General features: G+C 45.8%; 18 protein-coding genes. 8 read left to right on the top strand and 10 right to left on the bottom strand.

What is annotated here, in order from left to right; all coding sequences use genetic code 11:
* The 4 genes from L4D76_RS03020 to L4D76_RS03005 are packed head-to-tail and all read left to right on the top strand — an operon-like array spanning position 1 to position 3,656.
* The gene (locus tag L4D76_RS03020; protein WP_428439453.1) at positions 1 to 963 is read left to right on the top strand and encodes an ABC transporter permease; all 963 of its coding nucleotides are present in this window, start codon (positions 1 to 3) and stop codon (positions 961 to 963) included.
* Positions 950 to 1,837 carry a putrescine export ABC transporter permease SapC gene (sapC, locus tag L4D76_RS03015; RefSeq protein WP_428439452.1) on the top strand — a complete coding sequence of 296 codons (888 nt, stop codon included), beginning with the start codon at positions 950 to 952 and terminating at the stop codon, positions 1,835 to 1,837. Before L4D76_RS03020 ends, sapC begins: the two co-directional genes overlap by 14 nt.
* Positions 1,837 to 2,835, top strand: coding sequence for a peptide ABC transporter ATP-binding protein (locus L4D76_RS03010; RefSeq protein ID WP_428439451.1), 999 nt, complete (start codon positions 1,837 to 1,839; stop codon positions 2,833 to 2,835). The genes sapC and L4D76_RS03010 overlap by 1 nt, the downstream gene beginning before the upstream one ends.
* Positions 2,832 to 3,656 (top strand): peptide ABC transporter ATP-binding protein, encoded by an 825-nt coding sequence (locus L4D76_RS03005; RefSeq protein WP_428439450.1) that lies wholly within the window; start codon positions 2,832 to 2,834, stop codon positions 3,654 to 3,656. The genes L4D76_RS03010 and L4D76_RS03005 overlap by 4 nt, the downstream gene beginning before the upstream one ends.
* Before the next feature lie 85 nt (positions 3,657 to 3,741).
* On the opposite strand, the gene L4D76_RS03000 is transcribed toward L4D76_RS03005, so the two are convergent.
* The 8 genes from L4D76_RS03000 to aroA form a co-directional block, all read right to left on the bottom strand.
* Positions 3,742 to 5,010: an MgtC/SapB family protein gene (locus L4D76_RS03000; RefSeq protein ID WP_428439449.1), complete on the bottom strand. Its 1,269-nt coding sequence runs from the start codon at positions 5,008 to 5,010 to the stop codon at positions 3,742 to 3,744.
* A 394-nt stretch (positions 5,011 to 5,404) separates the two neighbouring features.
* Positions 5,405 to 6,100: an orotidine-5'-phosphate decarboxylase gene (gene pyrF / locus L4D76_RS02995; RefSeq protein ID WP_428439448.1), complete on the bottom strand. Its 696-nt coding sequence runs from the start codon at positions 6,098 to 6,100 to the stop codon at positions 5,405 to 5,407.
* A 129-nt stretch (positions 6,101 to 6,229) separates the two neighbouring features.
* Entirely contained in the window at positions 6,230 to 7,399 is a 1,170-nt protein-coding gene (gene lapB / locus L4D76_RS02990) for a lipopolysaccharide assembly protein LapB (RefSeq protein WP_428439447.1), read from the bottom strand.
* Between the two features lie 6 nt (positions 7,400 to 7,405).
* Positions 7,406 to 7,690: a LapA family protein gene (locus L4D76_RS02985; protein ID WP_428439446.1), complete on the bottom strand. Its 285-nt coding sequence runs from the start codon at positions 7,688 to 7,690 to the stop codon at positions 7,406 to 7,408.
* 130 nt (positions 7,691 to 7,820) lie between these two features.
* The gene (ihfB, locus tag L4D76_RS02980; protein ID WP_428439445.1) at positions 7,821 to 8,111 is read right to left on the bottom strand and encodes an integration host factor subunit beta; all 291 of its coding nucleotides are present in this window, start codon (positions 8,109 to 8,111) and stop codon (positions 7,821 to 7,823) included.
* Between the two features lie 72 nt (positions 8,112 to 8,183).
* Positions 8,184 to 9,854, bottom strand: a complete 1,671-nt coding sequence (gene rpsA / locus L4D76_RS02975) for a 30S ribosomal protein S1 (protein WP_428439444.1) — start codon at positions 9,852 to 9,854, stop codon at positions 8,184 to 8,186.
* Positions 9,855 to 9,952: 98 nt separating this feature from the next.
* Entirely contained in the window at positions 9,953 to 10,651 is a 699-nt protein-coding gene (gene cmk, locus L4D76_RS02970; protein WP_428439443.1) for a (d)CMP kinase, read from the bottom strand.
* Between the two features lie 211 nt (positions 10,652 to 10,862).
* Positions 10,863 to 12,149, bottom strand: coding sequence for a 3-phosphoshikimate 1-carboxyvinyltransferase (aroA, locus tag L4D76_RS02965; RefSeq protein ID WP_428439442.1), 1,287 nt, complete (start codon positions 12,147 to 12,149; stop codon positions 10,863 to 10,865).
* 280 nt (positions 12,150 to 12,429) lie between these two features.
* Between aroA and L4D76_RS02960 the strand changes: the two genes are divergently transcribed.
* Complete coding sequence (locus tag L4D76_RS02960; RefSeq protein WP_428439441.1) at positions 12,430 to 12,858, top strand: nucleotide triphosphate diphosphatase NUDT15; 429 nt, start codon at positions 12,430 to 12,432, stop codon at positions 12,856 to 12,858.
* A gap of 66 nt (positions 12,859 to 12,924) precedes the next feature.
* Here L4D76_RS02960 and serC read toward each other — a convergent pair whose 3' ends face one another.
* Together serC and gyrA are read right to left on the bottom strand one after the other, a co-directional pair.
* On the bottom strand, positions 12,925 to 14,007 hold the full coding sequence (gene serC, locus L4D76_RS02955; protein ID WP_428439440.1) for a 3-phosphoserine/phosphohydroxythreonine transaminase: 1,083 nt from the start codon (positions 14,005 to 14,007) through the stop codon (positions 12,925 to 12,927).
* 261 nt (positions 14,008 to 14,268) lie between these two features.
* A complete protein-coding gene (gene gyrA / locus L4D76_RS02950; RefSeq protein WP_428439439.1) occupies positions 14,269 to 16,959 on the bottom strand; it encodes a DNA topoisomerase (ATP-hydrolyzing) subunit A in 2,691 nt (896 codons plus the stop codon).
* A gap of 745 nt (positions 16,960 to 17,704) precedes the next feature.
* Between gyrA and ubiG the strand changes: the two genes are divergently transcribed.
* From ubiG to nrdA, 3 genes are all read left to right on the top strand, one after another.
* On the top strand, positions 17,705 to 18,412 hold the full coding sequence (ubiG, locus tag L4D76_RS02945) for a bifunctional 2-polyprenyl-6-hydroxyphenol methylase/3-demethylubiquinol 3-O-methyltransferase UbiG (RefSeq protein WP_428439438.1): 708 nt from the start codon (positions 17,705 to 17,707) through the stop codon (positions 18,410 to 18,412).
* Positions 18,413 to 18,663: 251 nt separating this feature from the next.
* Entirely contained in the window at positions 18,664 to 19,341 is a 678-nt protein-coding gene (locus L4D76_RS02940; RefSeq protein ID WP_428439437.1) for an HAD family hydrolase, read from the top strand.
* Positions 19,342 to 19,723: 382 nt separating this feature from the next.
* Positions 19,724 to 21,988, top strand: coding sequence for a class 1a ribonucleoside-diphosphate reductase subunit alpha (nrdA, locus tag L4D76_RS02935; protein ID WP_428439436.1), 2,265 nt, complete (start codon positions 19,724 to 19,726; stop codon positions 21,986 to 21,988).
* Positions 21,989 to 22,040 lie beyond the last annotated feature (52 nt).

Below are 22,040 nucleotides of genomic sequence, written 5' to 3'. Positions count from 1 at the left end.
ATGTTTATTTATACCATTCGTCGCCTGAACCTCTTTATTATTACGCTCGCCATACTAACGATGATCGGGTTCAGTATCTTACGCCTCGACCAGAACTCATTATGGAGTCATCAACCGTTATGGAGTGGCTGGCTACTCTATGTAGAGAATTTAGCGTCAGGTAACCTTGGCTTGAACCTCAATGGAGAACCAATTACTCAGGAAGTCCTAGCTGTCTTCCCAGCAACCCTGGAACTGTGTTTCTTTGCTTTCATGTTATCGCTGCTGGTTGGGATCCCTGTCGGTACCCTGGCAGGCGTACGCCGAGGCCGCATTGTTGATACCGTTATTTCCTCCATCACCTTGCTGGGATATTCCATTCCCCTGTTTTGGCTTGCAATGCTATTAATCTTTTTATTTTCGCTAAATTTAGGTTGGCTGCCAGTCGCAGGCAGATATAGCTTACTGTATGAAATTGATCATATTACCGGTGTTGCGCTTATTGACGTGCTTTTGTCAGACAAACCTTACCGTACCGATGCGCTGCTTGATGTTATTCAGCACCTGATCCTGCCGACGCTGGTATTAGCCATGGCCCCGACAACCGAAATTATTCGTTTAGCCCGCTCATCGTTCTCGGAAGTCATGACCCAAAACTTCATTAAAGTGGCACAAACTAAAGGTTTATCGATGTTTGAAATTGTAATGCGCCACGGCATGAAAAACGCCATTCCCCCCATAATTCCAAAACTCGGGATGCAGTTTTCAACCATGATGACCTTCGCCATGCTGACTGAATCTATCTTCAACTGGCCGGGAATAGGTCGTTGGCTACTGAATGCTATTTCTGAACAAAACTACGTTGCTATTCAGGCTGGCGTCATTACCGTGGCGAGCTTTACACTGCTTGCCAATATCCTGTCAGATCTTGCAGGGGCTGCGGTTAACCCACTCGTAAGGAAGGAATGGTATGCTCTCAAATAACGTTTACCAGGAGCAGAAAATTCCGACCCAATGGGAACGCTCCTGGCTAAATTTCCGTGCTAACTCGCTCGCGATGTTCGGCCTGTGGTGCTTGCTGTTTCTGATGTTAATCACCATCACGGCCCAATGGCTGGTACCGTATCTGCCATACCAGCAAGTTGCCGAACTGTTAATGCCTCCATCGTGGGATCCGGCGGGCCATGTTGCATTCTTCTTTGGGACCGATGATTTAGGCCGCGATATGTTAACGCGCTTGCTGCTAGGATCTCAGCTTACTTTTGGCTACGCGCTGCTTATCGCTTTCGCATCCGGTGTAATAGGCTTTGCTATCGGTGTCCTGGCGGGTATGACCCGTGGCCTGAAATCAAGCATCCTTAACCATGCATTAGACACGGTACTCTCTATTCCCTCGCTGCTTCTCGCTATTATTGTGGTGGCATATATGGGGCCAGGGGAAAATAATATTCTGTTGGCTATCTGGCTGGCATTGATCCCTCGCTTTATCCGCGCGATTTATACCGCAGTACATAACGAAGTTGAAAAAGACTACATCATCGCTGCGCGCTTAGATGGTGCCAATGATTTTTATCTGCTGTATAACTCGATCTTGCCCAATATTTTACCAGTCGTCACCACCGAATTAACCCGGGCAATTTCTATCGCCATTTTAGATATTGCCGCTTTAGGCTTTCTGGGATTAGGGGCACAAGCGCCTTCATCAGAGTGGGGAGCAATGCTGGGTGATTCAATTGAATTAATTTTTCTGGCACCGTGGACAGTCACATTGCCAGGGTTGGCAATCACGTTCAGTGTATTAGTAGTAAACTTAGTAGGAGATGGACTCCGCCAAGCTTTAAATGCGGGGATTGATTAATGCCATTACTCGATATTCGAAACCTGACCATCGAAATTGATACTCCTCAGGGAATGGTCAAGGCGGTTGATCGCATGAGCCTGACCATTAACGAGAGTGAAATCCGTGGCCTAGTGGGTGAATCAGGCTCCGGTAAAAGTTTGGTTGCCAAAGCCATTGCCGGTGTAACCAAAGATAACTGGCGAGTCAGTGCAGACCGTATGCGGCTAGGTGACATCGATTTACTCACACTTTCGCCACGCGAACGCCGTAAAATCGTCGGGCGCGAAATTGCGATGATCTTTCAGGAAGCCTCATCCTGCCTTGATCCATCAGAAAAAGCCGGTGAACAGCTTGAAGAAGCTATCCCGTCATCATCCTTTTCGGGTAAATGGTGGCACCGATTACGATGGCGGCAAAAACAAGCCATTGCCCTCTTGCACAAAGTGGGGATCAAAGAGCATAAACGGGTCATGAATAGTTACCCTTATGAGCTGACCGAAGGCGAATGTCAGAAAGTGATGATTGCAATGGCTATCGCCAACCGCCCTCGCCTGCTCATTGCCGATGAGCCGACCAATGATCTTGATCCAATCACTCAGGCTCAGATCTTCCGTTTGCTAAGTCGCATGAATCAGCTGAGTAATACAACTATTCTGTTAGTCAGCCATGATTTAACCATGGTTACCCAATGGGCAGACCGTATAACGGTAATGTATTGCGGGCAATCGGTCGAATCTGGTAGCCGTAAGCAATTACTTGAATCGCCTCATCATCCTTATACTGAAGCATTATTACGGGCGATGCCTGATTTTAGCAAGAATATCGCCCACAAAAGTAAACTTGAAACCTTGCCGGGCTCAATTCCTCCGCTGCAACATTTACCGATTGGCTGTCGACTCGGCCCCCGCTGTCCGCATGCGCAGCGTAAGTGTGTTGAGGTACCTAAACGACAGAAAATCAAAAGCCATAAGTTTAGCTGCCACTTCCCGCTAAATATGGAGGAAACAAAGAAATGAGTGCGCTACTCGAAGTCGAAAATCTGAAAAAAGATTATCATTACCGCTCCGGGCTGTTTCGCCGCCGTACGATTGAAGCCGTAAAACCGGTTTCGTTTTCTCTCAATGCCGGTGAAACTATCGCTTTCATGGGTGAAAACGGCTCAGGTAAGTCGACATTGGCCAAAATGCTCGCTGGTGTAGTAGAGCCAACCGATGGCATTATTCGGGTAAACGGTGAGGTGCTTGAACCGAAAGATTTCAAGACCCGTTGCAAGCTGATCCGGATGATTTTTCAAGACCCAAACACGGCGCTAAATCCACGAATTCAGATCGGTCGTATTCTGGAAGGCCCATTAAAACGAAACACCAATATGACGCCGCAAGAGCGTGAGCGTCGTATTATGCAAACCCTCAAACGCGTTGGTTTATTACCCGAACACGCCTACTTTTACCCGCAAATGCTGGCGACAGGCCAGAAACAGCGTGTCTCACTGGCTCGCGCATTGATCCTGCAGCCTTGTATCATTGTGGCAGATGAAGCCTTAAACGGCTTGGATATGTCAATGCGCTCGCAGATCCTTAACCTGTTGCTGGAGATGCAAGAGGAAATGGGGCTGTCCTATGTTTATGTTTCCCAGCATATGGGCGTGATCAAACACTTCAGCGATAAAGTCATGGTGATGAAAAATGGCGAGGTGGTTGAGAGAGGACCGACAGATGAAGTATTCAGTAATCCGCAACACCCGTTAACGCAGAAGCTGCTCGATAGCCACTTTTCGGCACCTACCCACGACAGAACTTCACGCATCAGTCGTGCGACGCCGAAGATCAGTTGCTAATACCAAACTGATTAATAATATGCCTATCTGCGAAAATTAAAAAATTCTGATACAAAGGGAAGCTTGAACGCTTCCCTTATCTATATCAAGATGCAAGAAAAACGGCACTGCCACCGATGATGACCGAACTGATCACCGGGATCACAACATACCTGCCCAACGTTTTAGACCCGATAGTTAAAGCCATTGCCATTTTAACCAGACTATTGACCGCGGCCGCAATAAAAATACCCAAACCTGCCGTTCCAATCAAAAGCTCAGCTTTACTCTGTCGCCCTAATGCCAGAGTGATCGCATCAACATCCGTGATCCCGGATGCTGCCGATAACAACAAAACCCCGGTGTTACCAAACCACTCTTGCAGTGCATTTGATAACAGCATAATAAGCAGTAACACTAAACCAAAAAACAGTGCCGATGACAGAACCAGTGGTTTTTGCGCTACCTGAGGCTGTTCACAATCTACAGCCTTATAACGGTGCCAAATCCACCAGGCTGGCAGGTAAAAACCAAGCATCATCAACACCATTGGTAACCACAATAAGTCAATGAGCTGCCTGTTTACGACCGAGCAAACAAACAGAATGCGTGGAAACATCGTACCGCAGCTCAGTAAAATGCCACTGGCCAGCAAACCACTGAGATGTGGCTGCTGCTTTGACAAATTGGAAAATTGCACCGTTAATGCGGTCGATGAGCTCAGTCCGGCAAAAAGACAGGTAAATAGGATCCCTTTTTCCGCCCCGCCAATTTTAATTGCAAAATAACCGACAAATGAAATCCCGGCAATCAAGACCACCATCCACCAGATCTCATAAGGATTTATCGCCAACCAGGGACCAAAACCTTGATCTGGCAGTAACGGTAACATAACGACTGAAATCAGCAGAAACCGCAAAGCCGCATCCAGTTCATATTCCTGCAGCTTTTTCAGAGCATCATGGAGTTCTTTTTTGTTATCCAGAATAAGTGCTGTGATCACAGCAGCTGACGCTGCAATCACGGGCTCACCAACAACCGACAATGAGCCCAGCATAAAGGTGATGAGCATGCCGATCAGGCCCGTAATACTCAGATCGGCCTTCACTTTCTGGCTATAGACATAGGCAACAGCAATAACAATCGCCAGCGCAATCAGCGAAAAAGCAAAAATCAATTCAGAAAATGCCATCGCTAACAGCCCGGAAATCCCCCCCATCAAGCCAATCAATGAGTAGGTTCTTATCCCGGCGACACGGGAACCCGCAGCTTCGTTGCGATATACCCAGCCACGCTGAGTGCCAATAATGGCCCCTAGCAGCAACGCGATTATCAGCCCCCAGAAAGGAGAATAAAGATCAAATGGCTGGCCCATAGCCCATCCCTGATGTCACATACACAAATATAAGTGTATACCCAAGTTACCTCAAGATGCAGGATTCAGAGTGATGCCAGCCAGTTCAGTTCAAGGAAAATGTGCGAAGGAATGACTGGTCCTTTCGAGTGCATTTGACACAGAAGTGAGCTGGCTGGATCACTCCCGAAGGGCGAGTTTTCCAGGCACTAATGTTGCGTTGCTGATTTTTATGTAGAGCAACTATATCTGCAAATCAGCGCCTTACCTTAGCACCTGGAAATTCTCGCTGAAACGAGCATCTTGAGGTTACTTGGGTATTTGTGACCCAAAAGAAATAACGGTAAAAATCACTCAAATAAAAAACCCCGCTGGTGCGGGGTTAGACAAACGTTTGCTTTTTGCTTTAAATCAATTAAGCCAGTGACTTGTTGATCTCAGCCAGTACCGCCGCAGGATCTGCAGCTTGGGTAATTGGACGGCCGATCACCAGGTAATCCGAACCCGCCTGAATCGCTTCGACTGGGGTCATTACGCGGCGTTGATCACCCGCAGCACTACCGGCAGGACGAATACCAGGTGTTACCAATTTAAACTCATTACCTAGCTCTAATTTCAGCAAGCTTGCTTCCTGAGCCGAGCAAACAACACCGTCGAGGCCGCTGTTCTTGGTCAGTTTCGCCAAGCTTAATACCTGTTCTTGTGGCTGACGCGATATACCAATACCGGCAAGATCAGTTGCTTCCATACTGGTTAGTACCGTTACGGCAATAAGTAGCGGACGGTCTTTACCATAAGGTTCAAGAATTTCACGCGAAGCCGTCATCATGCGCTCACCGCCACTGGCGTGAACATTCACCATCCAGACACCTAGTTCAGCAGCAGCAGCCACCGCACGCGAACACGTATTGGGAATATCGTGAAATTTTAAATCAAGAAATACTGAATGACCCCGATCATGCAATTTACGCACAAAGTCGGGGCCATATAAAGTAAACATTTCTTTGCCGACTTTAAGGCGACAACTTCCCGGTTCAATACGGTCTACAAATGCCAATGCTTCATCTTGATTCGGGTAGTCGAGTGCGACAATCACTTTAGGGTCTAACATTCAATCTCCTGCTTAGACTTCGTCTTTCTAATTCATTGTTGGCAAGGCAGCTTAAAGAAAAGGGCTCACCATAAGCGAAGCCCTTTCTCAAATTACCCAATCTAATCGTCAGTAAAATACCAAACGGTATTACTCACCATCCAAGCCTCGAATCGGCTTAACCGCCCCCCAGCCTTTACAAGATGGACATTGCCAGTATAAAGAGTGGGTGGCAAACCCACATTTACGACAACGGTAATGAGGCTTCATTTTAAGCTGCTCACCCACTAGGCCTCGTAACGTGGTTAAACTTTCTTTTGCCCGACCTTCTTCGGCTTCATCAAGGTGGTAATCCATCAACTGATAGAAGCCTTTCATGGTCGGATTTTTTGCCAGCTGCCGAGTCATAAACGTTTGGGCCATAACAGCGCCATCGCGTTTATTTATTTCATCAGCGAGCATTAACTCCGCGGTAGCCCCGGCTTTCATTTCGACACAATGCTGTAAGTACTTCAGCCATCCAGTTTCATTATTTGTAGCTTCATAACATTCAAGAAGAAGCGGCAGGGCCTCACCAGCAAAATCGATTTCCTGCTCAGCCACACGTTCCAGCTGTTTCGCCGCGTTTTTGTATTCACCATCCTTTATCAGGATGCGTGCCATCGTGATAGAAGCACGTACACAGCTCTTATCAGCAGACAAAGCCTTCTTTAAACATTGCTTTGCCTTATCTTGGTTCTGAGCGCCCATCTCAAGCATCGCAATTTCACACCAATAATGGGCGATATCATGCTTAAGTTTAGTTTTACCCATTTTAATGAGCTGATTCGCCATCTCTATGGCTTTTTCCCACTCACGCGTTTGCTGATAAATAGACAGCAATTGTTGCAAGGCACCTTCACGGTGATCGGGCTCATCAAGTAACTGTTCAAATATTTTTTCTGCTCGATCGAGAAAACCAGCAGCCATGTAGTCTTTTGCCAGCTGCTGCAGTGCAAGGTTACGTTGGTCGATGGTGAGATTCGGGCGGGCAATAAGGTTTTGGTGAATGCGAATTGCGCGATCAACTTCACCCCTGCTTCGGAAAAGATTACCCAAAGCAAGGTGAGTATCAATGGTTTCACTATCGACCTGAAGCAACTCAATAAAGAGATCGACTGCTTTATCCGACTGATCAGATAACAGCAGGTTTAAACCCGTTACATATTGGCGTGACAGGTGATGAGACTGCTCTTGACGTTCATTTTGAGCGCTCCTGTTACCCATATACCAGCCATAGGCGGCGGCGATAGGAAGTAACAGGAACAACAGCTCTAGCATTAAATCTTATTCCTTAACAGGCTCGGCACGAAGCTGATCCAATTCTTTTTGCTGTTTTACGACTTTCTTATTCAGGCGGTTACGAGAAAAGCGCGCCTTTAGATATAGCATGCCACAAATTAGCCAGCCGATAGCAAAGCCCGAGCCAAATGCAATTCCCAATAAGGTCGACATCTGGAACTCACCTTGAGCAACCAGATAATTAAAATTTACCAACTCTTGGTTCTGAGCCCCGAGTGCCAGCGTGATCAAAAAGCAAACCACTACAATAAGAATGCTGATTATCTTCATCGTGAATCCTCTCACTAGATCAAAAATTTGATGGGTTGATTATGCAAGATTTTCACTCGTCAGACCATGATCAATAGACATAAAAAAACGGCATACTACACAGCATGCCGTTTTTTTGTTCTATTCGCTATTAACCAGCAATCGCTGCGTTAACACGGTCGCGTAATTCCTTACCAGGTTTAAAGTGAGGGACGTACTTACCATCCAGCTCAACCTTGTCACCTGTTTTAGGATTACGACCTACACGAGGAGCACGGTAATGCAAAGAGAAGCTACCAAAGCCACGGATTTCAATACGATCACCTTCTGCGAGGGTGCCCGCCATGTGCTCAAGGATTTCCTTGATTGCATCTTCTACCTGTTTAGCAGAAAGATGTGTTTGTTGACTACATAGTCTTTCAATTAGCTCAGACTTTGTCATAAACACTCCGTTTTTAGTATGTTTCTCAATAGTATAACCGTTCAGGGGGAAAATGCTTCCCCCTGTGCCCAATTATTCGCCTTTAGCCGCTTTGAAAGCGTCAGCCATAGCGCTACCGAAAGAAGCTTCTTCTTGCTTGTTTAGGCTAGCCATTGCTTCTTGCTCATCAGCAACATCTTTAGCACGAACAGATAGGTTGATTACGCGGTTCTTACGGTCAACACCTGTGAACTTAGCTTCAACAGCGTCGCCTACAGAAAGAACTAGAGTTGCGTCTTCAACACGGTCAACTGATGCTTCAGAAGCACGTAGGTAACCTTCAACACCTTCAGCTAGTTCTACTGTTGCGCCTTTAGCGTCAACTGCAGTAACAGTACCGTTTACAAGAGCGCCTTTCTTAGTTACTGCAACGTAACTGTTGAATGGGTCTTCTTCGATCTGCTTAACGCCAAGAGAGATACGCTCACGCTCTGCGTCAACTGCTAGAACAACTGCAGAGATTTCGTCGCCTTTCTTGAAGTCACGAACTGCGTCTTCACCAGAAACATTCCAAGAAATGTCAGATAGGTGAACAAGACCGTCGATGCCGCCGTCAAGACCGATGAAGATACCAAAGTCAGTGATAGACTTGATCTTACCAGTTACTTGGTCGCCCTTAGCTTGCATTTCTGCAAATGACTGCCATGGGTTAGCTTTACACTGCTTAAGACCTAGGCTGATACGACGACGTTCTTCGTCGATATCAAGAACCATAACTTCAACTTCGTCGCCAACGTTAACAACTTTCGATGGGTGGATGTTTTTGTTAGTCCAGTCCATTTCAGAAACGTGTACTAGACCTTCAACGCCTTCTTCGATTTCAACGAAGCAGCCGTAGTCAGTTAGGTTAGTAACACGGCCAGAAAGCTTAGTGCTCTCTGGGTAACGCTTAGCGATTGCTACCCATGGATCTTCGCCAAGTTGCTTAAGACCTAGTGATACGCGAGTACGCTCACGGTCGAACTTAAGAACTTTAACGTTGATTTCGTCGCCAACATTAACGATTTCGCTTGGGTGCTTAACGCGTTTCCAAGCCATATCAGTAATGTGTAGAAGACCGTCAACACCGCCAAGATCAACGAATGCACCGTAGTCAGTAAGGTTCTTAACGATACCTTTAACTTCCATGCCTTCTTGTAGAGATGCAAGTAGCTCGTCACGCTCAACGCTGTTCTCAGATTCGATAACTGCGCGGCGAGAAACAACAACGTTGTTGCGCTTCTGGTCAAGCTTGATTACTTTGAACTCTAGCTCTTTGTTTTCCAGGTGAGCAGTGTCACGAACTGGACGTACGTCAACTAGTGAACCAGGAAGGAACGCACGGATACCGTTAAGTTCAACTGTGAAGCCGCCCTTAACTTTACCGTTGATGATACCAACAACTGTTTCAGCTTCTTCGTAAGCTTTTTCAAGCTGGATCCAAGCTTCATGACGCTTAGCTTTCTCACGAGAAAGTTTAGTCTCACCGAAACCATCTTCGATTGCGTCAAGTGCTACGTCGATTACTGCACCAATTTCGACTTCAAGTTCGCCAGCAGCGTTTTTGAATTCTTCAAGTGGAATAGAAGACTCAGACTTAAGGCCTGCATCAACAAGAACGTAACCGTTCTCAATACCGATTACAGTACCTTTAACGATCGCACCCGGGCGAGTTTCGATTTCGTTTAGAGACTCTTCAAAGAGTAAAGCAAAAGATTCAGTCATTTAATTATTCTTCAATATGATAAACAACCATGGGTATCCTACCGCATGGGGTTGAAAGTAATGTCAGTTTTCATCCGTGAAACCGACAGCATCGCTGATCACTCAGCAAATAATGATTTTGTATCTAATTTCTGTTCAATATAAGCCAACGCTTGTGCCGTTACTTGCTCTATTGACATATCAGTAGAGTCTAGCACCAAAGCGTCGCCTGCGGGACGTAACGGAGCCACCGAGCGATTACGATCGCGGTCGTCACGTTCCTGAATTTCGCTTAAAAGGCTGTCAAAGTTAACATCTAAGCCCTTTTGTTGCAACTGATTCATACGGCGGTTAGCACGTTCTTCCGCGCTCGCGTCAAGAAAGAATTTCACCTCTGCGCTCGGGAATACCACGGTACCCATATCGCGCCCGTCAGCCACCAGACCGGGTGCATGACTAAAGGCGCGCTGGCGGCGAAGTAAGGCTTCGCGTACGCGCGGTAACGCTGCCACTTTTGACGCAGTATTCCCCACCTCTTCAGTACGAAGCGTGTTCGATACGTCTTCACCTTCCAGAATAACCTTCACCAGTTCACCTTCAGCGATAAACTGGACATCTAAATGCGCCGCAAGCGGAACCAAGGCGTCTTCTGACTCAATATCAACACCGTGATGAATTGCAGCCAGTGCTAATACGCGGTAGATCGCACCAGAATCGAGTAAATTCCAGCCCAGCTTTTCTGCTAACAGCATACATAGCGTACCTTTACCGGCACCACTTGGACCGTCAACAGTGATAACTGGAGCGTGAGTAGACATAGGTTTTCTCCGAAATTGTTACAACAATCATTTCGTTAAGCAGAATAACTGCCTATCAAACGGGGGCGTATTATACGTGAGAAATAATAAAGTTACAGCTAAAAAACATAAATGAGCCAATCAGTTCCTTTGTTTAAATAAGCCCCTTGCTAACGAAAAAGCCCGTACTCTTCGGTACGGGCTTTTTCTGCAAGCTAAAGAGTGTCAGCCGTTATGCTGGCTGGCTTAACATTGCTAACTTATCGAAATAGTCAGGGAAGGTCTTCGAGGTACATTTAGGATCATTGATAGTCACTGGCGTATCACTCAGGGCCACTAATGAAAAACACATCGCCATGCGATGATCATCATAAGTATCAATGGCGGCATGTTTAAGTTTTGCCGGAGGCGTAATAGTAATGTAGTCATCACCCTCTTCAACCTCGGCACCCACTTTACGTAGCTCTGTTGCCATTGCGGCTAAACGATCCGTCTCTTTCACACGCCAGTTATAAACGTTGCGAATAGAGGTTGTCCCCTCAGCAAAAAGCGCCACGGTGGCAATTGTCATTGCCGCATCAGGAATATGGTTAAAGTCCATATCAATGGCTTTCAACTCACCCCGACGGGCAATCACATAGTCATCACCCCATTCAATCTCAGCGCCCATGGCGGCAAGCGCATCAGCAAACTGTACATCACCCTGAATGCTTTTCTTACCTATGCCCGTTACTTTGATTTCGCCGCCTTTTATCGCCGCAGCGGCTAAGAAATAAGAGGCTGACGATGCATCCCCTTCAACCAGAAATTCACCAGGAGCCTGGTAAGTCTGACCGGCAGGCACAACGAATTCCTGATAATCCCGGTTTTCGACGGTGACACCGAACTGCGCCATAATATGCAACGTAATATCAATATAAGGCTTTGAAACCAAGTCGCCTTTAATACGAATAACCGTCTCTGATTTAGCCAGTGGTGCCGCCATCAAAAATGCCGTTAAAAACTGGCTAGAAATCGAGCCATCTATCTCAACTTCACCACCTTGCAGGCCTGTGCCTTTAATTTTCAGCGGCGGGTAGTTTTCATTTTCCAAGTAGGTCACGTCTGCGCCCGCAGTACGTAGTGCATCAACAAGGTGTCCGATTGGACGCTCTTTCATGCGAGGCTCACCCGTCAGTACAAACTCACCATCCGCTAAACATAATGCTGCAGCTAACGGACGCATTGCAGTTCCAGCATTGCCCAAATATAATTCGAGAGCTTGTTCCGCTTGAAATGCTGAGCCCAATCCTTCCACTTCACATACGGTTTTGTCAGCCGATAATTGATAGTTCACACCCAGCTGTTTTAGTGCATTCAGCATATGGCGGATATCGTCACTGTCTAACAAGTTGGTGAGACGAGTATTACCTTGCGCTAACGCTGCCAATAATAGTGCGCGGTTAGAAACACTCTTCGAACCCGGTAAATTCACTTCCCCATTGATCTTCTTTATCGGCTGTAACGTTAAACTTTCCATCTGTTATTTATTCAATCCTGTATTTTGGGCGTTCCTGCAGATTAGCGAATAATGCCTCAGTTCGCTAGTACCTTTTTTAAACTCCAAATAGAACCCGATTTGCTCATAGGGCTGTTTTACCTAAAAGCCCCTGGATGCTCGTTGAACACTGCCTATTGAAGTGGCCGAGCATATCTTTATAGATTTTGGGCGAACCTGCAGGTAACCTAACCAGATAAATTTTTTGAATTATTCCAAGCCCCTCTGAATCAAATTTCAGTCATCATATAAGGGATCAACCGTGAGTTCTGTGACGCCCAAAGTCGGCATTGGCATCATCACTGTAAATGACAGAGGTGAGATCCTTGTCGGCAAACGAAAGAACAGCCATGCTCCATACTATTCAATACCGGGCGGCCACCTGGAAATTGGCGAGACTTTCTCTGAATGTGCCATTCGGGAGATGAAAGAAGAGACAGGAATTACCATTTATAACCCTGAAGTTATTGCAGTGACGAATAACCTCGCGACTTACCGGGAATCAGGAAAGCATTACATTAGTATCGCGCTCCTTGTGACCGATTTCAGCGGTGAACCGGAATTAAAAGAGCCCGACAAATGTGAGGGTTGGCAGTGGGTTGATCCTAACAATCTACCCTATCCGCATTTTGATGCCAGCGAACAATCGATTCGCTGTTATCTGGCGAAAGAATTCTGCATAAATAAATAAATAAATAAAAAAGCCGCTTAATCGCGGCTTTTTTATTATGTAGCTCTCAAGTTTATTATGTAGCTATCAAGCGTTTTCTTGCTCAAACTCCTGCATGAAATTAACCAGTGCTTGAACGCCTTCAATCGGCATTGCGTTGTAAATCGACGCACGCATACCGCCGACAACGCGGTGACCTTGTAGTGCTTTCAAACCCGCAGCATCAGCTTGCTCCAAGAATTTTCCGTCAAGTTCCGGAGTCTTTAACTGGAACGGTACATTCATCAATGAACGGTTATCTGGGTGCACATTATTCATATAGAAGTCTGAGCTATCAATAAAGTCATAAAGCAAATTCGCTTTTGCCTCATTGAGTTTTTGCATCGCTTCCAAGCCACCAAGATCTTTCAGCCACTTGAACACTTCACCAGCCAGGTACCAGGCAAACGTCGGCGGGGTGTTGAACATCGACTCTTTATCGAACAGCACTTTATAGTCAAAGATACTTGGGGTTTCTTGCTTCGCTTGACCCAGTAGATCGTCACGAACAATCACAATGGTTAAGCCAGCAGGACCAACATTCTTCTGTGCCCCCGCGTAAATAACACCATACTTCGACACATCGATAGGGCGAGACAAAATCGTTGATGACATATCAGCAACGATGGGTTTATCCGTATCAGGTAAATCACGGATTTCAATGCCATCAATCGTTTCATTCGGGCAGAAATGGACAAAAGGCGCATCAGCAGAAAGTGGCCACTCACTTGCTGGCAGAATCGCTTTTTTACCATCACGTTCACAAGTAATATCCACCGCATTGGGCTTACAGTATTTCTTTGCTTCTGCAATGGCACTATGCGCCCAATAACCGCCGTCCATATAATCGGCCGTTTGTGCATCACCCAATAAATTCATTGGTACTGCAGCAAACTGGCCACGGGCACCACCATGACAGAAAAGAACATGATAGTTGGCAGGGATCCCTAATAGCTCACGCAGATCTTGTTCCGATTGCTGCGCAACAGCAAGAAACTCTTTACTGCGGTGGCTGATTTCCATCACAGATGTTCCTAAACCATTCCAGTTAACGAGCTCTTCCTGAACCTTTTTTAAAACTTCCGCTGGGATCATCGCTGGGCCAGCGCAAAAGTTATAGACTTTTTCCATGATGAAAAACGTGCTCCTGCAGTGCAATTGGGGGATATTTATCTTTCTTATCACTAACCGTTGAGACAACAAGCTGTGACAAGGATCAACTTATCTTTTTTTACACCTTTATAGCGGATCTGAAAACCCCTGGAGGCAACTATTTGTAGAAAAATGATCAACTCGACCATAATCAAACAGATCATCTATTTATTAAGACTTTCCAGATATAAAAAAACGCAACCCGTGGGCTGCGTTTTTATTAGCATAGCAAACTAACGATTACTCTTCGTCAGTTGACTCACCTTGCTCTGAATCCGCGTCAGGTTGTTGCGTTGCTTCTGTATCAGTAGCCTGCTCACCGTCGACTGCGATTTCACCATCTACGATAGCGTCTTCATCCAGTTCAACTTCTTCTGGCTCATCAATACGCTGAAGACCAACAACAAGTTCTTCCTCAGCAGTACGAATTAGCGTCACACCTTGAGTGTTACGACCAACACGGCTTACTTCAGAAACACGAGTTCGTACTAATGTACCACCATTGGTGATCATCATGAACTCATCGCCATCTTCAGCCTGAACTGCACCAACAACTTTACCGTTACGATCAGAAACCTTGATAGACACAACACCTTGTGTCGCACGGCTCTTCGCTGGGTATTCTTCCAGTGAAGTACGCTTACCGTAACCATTTTCAGTTACTGTCAGTACGTCACCGTCATTGTGTGGAACAATCAGTGATACAACTTTGTCACCTTCAGCCAGCTTAATACCACGAACACCAGCTGCAGTACGTCCCATACCACGAACACCGCCTTTCGCATTGCCTTCTTCGTCAATAACAGGGCTTTCGTAGAATCGAACCACTTTACCGTAAGAAGAGAACAGCATGATATCGCGTGTGCCATCAGTGACATCAACACCAATCAACGAATCACCTTCACGAAGATTTACTGCAATGATACCAGCGCTGCGAGGGCGGCTGAAATCAGTCAGTGGAGTCTTCTTCACAGTACCGTCTGCGGTTGCCATGAAGACAAACTTATCTGCTTCATATTCTTTCACTGGCAGAATCGCGGTAATACGCTCGCCTTCTTCCAACGGAAGAATATTCACGATTGGCTTACCACGAGCAGTACGGCTCGCTAATGGTAGCTGGTACACTTTCAGCCAGTACATACGACCACGGCTAGAGAAGCACAAGATAGTATCGTGGGTATTAGCTACCAGCAGACGCTCGATGAAGTCTTCTTCCTTCATGCGCGTTGCCGCTTTACCTTTACCGCCACGACGCTGAGCTTCGTAGTCACTCAGGATCTGATACTTCACGTAACCTTCATGAGACAAGGTTACAACGACATCTTCCTGAGTAATTAGATCTTCAAGATCGATATCGTGGCTAGCTGCAGTAATTTCAGTACGACGTTCATCGTTAAACTGCTCTTTAACTGCAAAGAGTTCTTCGCGAATTACTTCCATCAGGCGCTCAGGGCTACCAAGGATAAACAGTAATTCTTCGATGATATCAAGAAGACCTTTATATTCTTCAAGGATCTTCTCGTGCTCTAGACCGGTTAAGCGGTGCAAGCGCAGCTCAAGAATTGCTTGTGCTTGTGGCTCTGTCAGGAAGTACTGACCGCCATGAATACCAAACTCAGGCGCTAACCATTCAGGACGTGCAGCATCAACACCAGCACGCTCAAGCATGGCAGCAACATCACCTAACTGCCATGGACGAGCAAGAAGCCCTTCACGCGCAACTTGTGGTGTCGGTGCATTACGGATCAACTCGATAATTTGATCGATGTTAACCAGTGCAATGGCCAGACCTTCAAGAAGGTGGGCACGCTCACGCGCTTTACGCAACTCGAAGATTGTACGACGTGTCACCACTTCACGGCGGTGATTCACGAAGCACTTCAGCATCTCTTTTAAGTTGAAGAGCTTAGGCTGACCATGGTCAAGTGCAACCATGTTAATACCAAATGTCGTTTGCAGCTGAGTTTGTGAGTAAAGGTTATTCAGAATAACTTCACCAACAGCATCACGCTTACATTCAACAACAATACGCATACCGTCTTTATCAGACTCATCACGTAATGCACTGATGCCTTCAACTTTCTTATCTTTAACCAGCTCTGCGATCTTTTCGATCAAACGTGCTTTGTTCACCTGATATGGGATCTCAGAGACAATAATGGTTTCTCGACCATTCTTCTCAACTTCAATATCAGCTTTAGCACGCATGTAAACTTTACCGCGACCAGTATGGTAGGCATCAATAATACCTTTACGACCATTGATCAGTGCCGCAGTCGGGAAGTCAGGGCCAGGAATATAATCCATCAGCTGATCGATAGTGATTTCTTCATTATCGATAAAAGCCAGACAGCCATTGATGACTTCACCCAGGTTATGAGGTGGTATGTTCGTTGCCATACCAACCGCGATGCCCGATGAACCGTTAACTAGAAGGTTAGGAACCCTCGTTGGCATAACCTCAGGGATATGCTCTGTGCCATCATAGTTAGGCACAAAGTCGACCGTTTCTTTATCAAGGTCAGCCAAAAGTTCGTGGGCAATTTTTGCCATACGAATTTCGGTATAACGCATCGCTGCAGCTGAGTCGCCATCAACGGAACCGAAGTTACCCTGACCATCGACAAGCATGTAGCGTAGCGAGAATGGTTGCGCCATACGTACGATAGTATCGTATACAGCACTATCACCATGCGGGTGATATTTACCGATTACGTCACCAACCACACGGGCAGATTTTTTGTAAGCTTTATTCCAGTCATTGCCTAGCACATTCATCGCGAATAATACGCGACGGTGCACTGGCTTAAGGCCATCACGCACATCCGGAAGAGCACGACCCACGATAACTGACATCGCGTAGTCGAGATAAGAGCTTTTCAGCTCGTCTTCAATGTTTACGGGCGTGATCTCTTTTGCAAGATCGCTCATTGAGCCAATATCCCTCAGGTAATTTCTGTCGTATTTTTATACGTGCAAGGTGCGAGAATATAGCATAATTCCGACTTAATAGGCACACCTTTAACCGCTTATGTTGTGAGTAATTTAGCGTAATTACGAAAAATCAGAAACAATGCGATCAAGATTCGAAAGAATTTTCCATTCTACCTGATCACTCCTTAACCACTACGTTATCCTTGGCCCTCCCAATCGATTAAAAAAAGTGCAACCAATTGTAAAAACACGACCCGTGCGTTTTTTATGAACATTGCTGCATTGAGCTGGCTGAACGCCGGTCCGAAAAGTGATCGCTATCAAGTTATATACTTTATTTGCGCGTAAAATTATCTATGTAATAAGCTCGTGTAGCTGCTAATACAGCACCGTTAACAGCTATTTCTGACCATCAATGAGAGAAATCATTATGTTTGACACAGCAATCAATACTATTGGGATATGCATCATCGGCGGAAAATATGCACTTATGTTAGTTCTGGCAGCAATGACCATTTTTTCAGGTTCTATTAGTCCTGAATTCTTAACTTTTCCTATCATTGACTCGTCAGAATAATTGCAACCTCTATAAAGCAGTGGGATCAAAGCCACTGCTTTTAAACCCTTTCGACTTGCCGCCCCATTTTCACCTCTCTATTGCATTCAGATATTTCATGTCATCGCTATTTAGCTATAATACCAATCGGGATAATGCTCCACCAGTTAAGGAAATGGCGATAAAATGACCAAGCAGTTAAATGTCGATCCGGCAGAAATCAGTAAATTTGAAGATCTGGCGTCGCGCTGGTGGGATTTAGAGAGTGAATTCAAACCTCTTCACCAAATCAATCCGCTTCGCCTGAACTATGTTATCGACCATGCCGGAGGGCTGTTTGGCAAAAAAGTACTAGATGTCGGCTGTGGAGGCGGTATTCTGGCTGAAAGCATGGCTGTTGAAGGTGCCGACGTCACCGGGCTGGATATGGGGAAAGAGCCCCTGACCGTTGCCCGCCTGCATGCCTTAGAGACGGGTACGAAGCTTGAGTATGTTCAGCGCACAGCGGAAGAACACGCAGAGCTGCATCCGGAGACCTATGATGTGGTCACCTGTATGGAAATGCTTGAACACGTACCCGATCCGGCGTCAGTGATTGCTGCTTGTGCCAAAATGGTTAAGCCGGGCGGTCATGTATTCTTTTCCACCTTGAACCGTAATACCAAATCTTTCCTCTTTGCCATTGTTGGCGCAGAGCACCTACTCAAGCTGGTTCCTAAAGGGACACACGATCATAAGAAGTTTATTCGTCCGTCGGAATTGATTGGCATGATTGACCCGACCCCGCTTCAAGATCGCCACATTATCGGCCTTCACTATAATCCGTTAACGGATCACTACTGGTTAGGTAACAACGTTGATGTGAACTACATTGTTCACACCGTCAAAGCTTAACTTTTTTCACGCCAGTCTTGATCTTGCCATAAGGGGCATGTTATTGCCCTTTTATCCATCCTGCTGTTATTTAAGCCCAATATTCAAACGCCCAATTCACTGTCTTACTCCAAATAGAACCATTATTCACTCAAATGGCTGTCTTGACTAAAAGCCAATGAATTCTCGCTGAACTCTGCATCTTGAGGTAGTTTGAGTATATGCTTCCTATAGTGCTTTCTTTTTTGTGATTACTATATGGACGTTTAAGCATGACAAAAACCATCCAAGCCGTGCTGTTTGATCTCGACGGCACCTTATTAGATACCGCGCCGGATATGGCAGAAGCGGCAAACCGAGTACTGGCCGATTATGATCATGGACCGCTTACCGCCCCCCAAATCAAAGCCAATACCAGCTATGGTGCAAAAGGACTGCTAAGTGCAGGCTTTGGCGTTATCCCTCCGCATCTTGATCTGCCCAAGCTCAGGCAGGAGTTCCTCGGTTACTACCAGCAAAACATCTGTGTCGGCACGTCTATCTACCAAGGTATTCGTCAGCTACTCTCGTACCTTGAACAACAAGCGATCCCCTGGGGCATTATGACCAATAAGCCTGGATTTCTGACAGATATGCTGCTGCCGTTTTTTCCGGAGCTACTGAAAGCACAAGCCATCGTATGTGGTGATACGCTCGCCTTAGCTAAGCCTCATCCCGAACCCTTGCTTTATGCCAGTGAGTTACTTGGTGTAGACCACAATACTTGTGCCTATATTGGTGATATCGAAAAAGACATGATTGCTGCTCGCGCAGCGAATATGCATCGTTACATTGCTGGCTGGGGCTATATTGGCGAATCGCATACACCTGAACACTGGGAAGCGCACGGAATCCTGCAGACACCCGAAGCATTTATCACCACCTTGCAAAGTCAAAATGAATGCAAATAAGTTATTTTTCAAACAACTTTCAGAGCTTGCTCGAACAGCTTTAAAACCACTAAAAATCAAGGAAAATAAATTTTTATTTTAAAAAAAAGCAATCATCTGCGGGTTGCTTTTTTCATTAATATTGCCATGTCTGACCAGAACGGGTTAGTAGGCACTAACTATTTATTTTGAATCCCCAAGTTATCCACAACCGGTTGAAAACTACCACCTTGCAAAATAGCGTCTTCATCACTATCTTGTAACCCCATAAGCTCAACACCACCATATATAGTGTTTTTTACACGCAACAAGAAATGTAACAAAGATCACAATCTTTGCTAGCCTTATTATTAAAGTTGCAAAAAAACACCGGATGTATGGAATTTCGGGAAAACTACTAAAAATGAATCAACAGCTAACTGTTACCAAGCGTGATGGCCGTAAAGAAACTATCGATTTGGATAAAATCCACCGCGTCATTGCCTGGGCTGCAGAAGACCTCGTCAATGTATCGGTATCTCAAGTCGAACTAAAATCTCACATCCAGTTCTACGATGGCATTAAGACTGCAGACATCCACGAAACCATCATCAAGGCAGCAGCGGATCTGATTTCAGAAGAATCACCAGATTACCAGTACCTTGCAGCACGCCTGGCGATCTTCAACCTGCGTAAGAAAGCGTATGGTCAATTCGAGCCGCCAACACTTTATAAGCATGTTACAAACCTTGTTGAAAAAGGTAAGTACGACCAGCATTTGCTTGAAGACTATACCGAAGAAGAATTTGCCCAGATGGATAGCTTCATCGATCACTGGCGCGATATGAACTTCTCTTACGCTGCGGTTAAGCAACTTGAAGGTAAATACCTGGTGCAAAACCGTGTATCCGGTGAGATCTTTGAAAGTGCCCAGTTCCTTTACATCATGATTGCTGCCTGCCTGTTTGGTAAGTACCCAAGAGAAACCCGCCTTAGCTACATCAAACGTTTCTACGATGCGGCATCAACATTCAAAATTTCACTGCCTACGCCAATTATGTCTGGTGTACGCACGCCAACACGCCAATTCAGTTCTTGTGTCCTGATCGAATGTGACGATAGCCTTGATTCAATCAATGCAACAGCAAGTTCAATTGTTCGCTATGTTTCTCAGCGTGCTGGTATCGGTATCAATGCCGGTCGTATTCGCGCATTAGGGTCTGAAATCCGCGGTGGTGAAGCATTCCACACCGGTTGTATTCCATTCTACAAGTACTTCCAGACGGCAGTTAAATGCTGTTCTCAGGGTGGTGTTCGCGGCGGTGCAGCAACCTTGTTCTACCCAATCTGGCACGGCGAAGTTGAATCACTGCTGGTACTGAAGAACAACCGTGGTGTTGAAGAAAACCGTGTCCGTCACATGGACTACGGCGTACAAATCAACAAACTGATGTACACCCGCCTGATCAAAGGTGCAAACATCAGCTTGTTCTCGCCTTCTGATGTACCTGGTCTTTATGACGCGTTCTTTGCCGATCAAGACGAGTTTGAACGCCTGTACGTGAAATACGAACAAGATAGCAGCATCAAACGTAAGACCATTAAGGCTATCGACCTGTTCTCGCTACTGATGCAAGAGCGTGCTTCTACCGGCCGTATCTACATTCAACACGTCGATCACTGTAATACCCACAGCCCGTTTGACCCAAGTGTGGCACCGATCCGTCAATCTAACTTGTGTCTTGAAATTGCATTGCCAACCAAGCCGTTAAGCAATGTTGAAGACGAAAGTGGCGAAATTGCACTATGTACGCTGTCTGCATTCAACTTAGGCGCAATTGATACATTAGACGATCTTGAAGATCTCGCCGATCTTACTGTTCGTGCGCTAGATGCCCTGTTAGATTACCAAGATTATCCGCTACCCGCTGCACGTCGTTCAACCATGAACCGCCGTACCCTTGGTGTGGGTGTTATCAACTTTGCCTATTATCTTGCCAAACACGGTGTTCGTTATTCTGACGGTAGTGCAAACAATATTACTCACCAGGCATTTGAAGCGATTCAGTACTACCTGTTGAAAGCGTCTGTTGGCTTGGCGAAAGAACAAGGTGCTTGTCCTGCGTTTAATGAAACAACGTATTCGCAAGGCATTTTACCTATCGATACCTACAAAAAAGATATTGATAAAGTCTGTAGTGCAGAGCTTCACTACGACTGGGAAACCTTACGTGAAGAAATTAAGACTCACGGCCTGCGTAATTCAACCCTGTCTGCGCTTATGCCTTCTGAGACATCATCTCAGATCTCTAACGCAACCAATGGTATTGAACCACCACGTGGCTATGTGTCAGTAAAAGCCTCAAAAGACGGTATCTTGAAGCAAGTTGTTCCTGAGTACAGCAAGTACAAAGATAACTACGAACTACTGTGGAATATTGGTAGCAACGATGGTTATTTGCAGCTTGTGGGCATTATGCAAAAGTTCATCGATCAGGCGATCTCTGCCAATACCAACTATGACCCAAGCAGTCAGCCAAATGGCAAAGTACCAATGAAACTCTTGCTAAAAGACCTGTTAAACGCGTATAAACTCGGCGTTAAAACGCTGTATTACCATAATACGCGTGATGGGGCTTCTGATAGCCAAAATGATGCTTCAGACGACTGCACTAGCTGTAAGATCTAACAGCTATATACGTTAATACAGCTACAGATGAGCACTTTCGGTTCAGATTTTG

It is taken from the genome of Photobacterium sagamiensis (assembly GCF_050337085.1).
GTDB classification, from domain to species: Bacteria; Pseudomonadota; Gammaproteobacteria; order Enterobacterales; family Vibrionaceae; genus Photobacterium; species Photobacterium sagamiensis.
This window is presented reverse-complemented; position numbering and strand designations above follow the sequence as displayed.

Coding starts and splice junctions, on each gene's coding strand:
- L4D76_RS03020 (WP_428439453.1), top strand. CDS start 1: ATGTTTATTTATACCATTCGTCGCCTGAACCTCTTTATTATTACGCTC.
- sapC (WP_428439452.1), top strand. CDS start 950: ATGCTCTCAAATAACGTTTACCAGGAGCAGAAAATTCCGACCCAATGG.
- L4D76_RS03010 (WP_428439451.1), top strand. CDS start 1,837: ATGCCATTACTCGATATTCGAAACCTGACCATCGAAATTGATACTCCT.
- L4D76_RS03005 (WP_428439450.1), top strand. CDS start 2,832: ATGAGTGCGCTACTCGAAGTCGAAAATCTGAAAAAAGATTATCATTAC.
- L4D76_RS03000 (WP_428439449.1), bottom strand. CDS start 5,010: ATGGGCCAGCCATTTGATCTTTATTCTCCTTTCTGGGGGCTGATAATC.
- pyrF (WP_428439448.1), bottom strand. CDS start 6,100: ATGTTAGACCCTAAAGTGATTGTCGCACTCGACTACCCGAATCAAGAT.
- lapB (WP_428439447.1), bottom strand. CDS start 7,399: ATGCTAGAGCTGTTGTTCCTGTTACTTCCTATCGCCGCCGCCTATGGC.
- L4D76_RS02985 (WP_428439446.1), bottom strand. CDS start 7,690: ATGAAGATAATCAGCATTCTTATTGTAGTGGTTTGCTTTTTGATCACG.
- ihfB (WP_428439445.1), bottom strand. CDS start 8,111: ATGACAAAGTCTGAGCTAATTGAAAGACTATGTAGTCAACAAACACAT.
- rpsA (WP_428439444.1), bottom strand. CDS start 9,854: ATGACTGAATCTTTTGCTTTACTCTTTGAAGAGTCTCTAAACGAAATC.
- cmk (WP_428439443.1), bottom strand. CDS start 10,651: ATGTCTACTCACGCTCCAGTTATCACTGTTGACGGTCCAAGTGGTGCC.
- aroA (WP_428439442.1), bottom strand. CDS start 12,149: ATGGAAAGTTTAACGTTACAGCCGATAAAGAAGATCAATGGGGAAGTG.
- serC (WP_428439440.1), bottom strand. CDS start 14,007: ATGGAAAAAGTCTATAACTTTTGCGCTGGCCCAGCGATGATCCCAGCG.
- gyrA (WP_428439439.1), bottom strand. CDS start 16,959: ATGAGCGATCTTGCAAAAGAGATCACGCCCGTAAACATTGAAGACGAG.
- ubiG (WP_428439438.1), top strand. CDS start 17,705: ATGACCAAGCAGTTAAATGTCGATCCGGCAGAAATCAGTAAATTTGAA.
- L4D76_RS02940 (WP_428439437.1), top strand. CDS start 18,664: ATGACAAAAACCATCCAAGCCGTGCTGTTTGATCTCGACGGCACCTTA.
- nrdA (WP_428439436.1), top strand. CDS start 19,724: ATGAATCAACAGCTAACTGTTACCAAGCGTGATGGCCGTAAAGAAACT.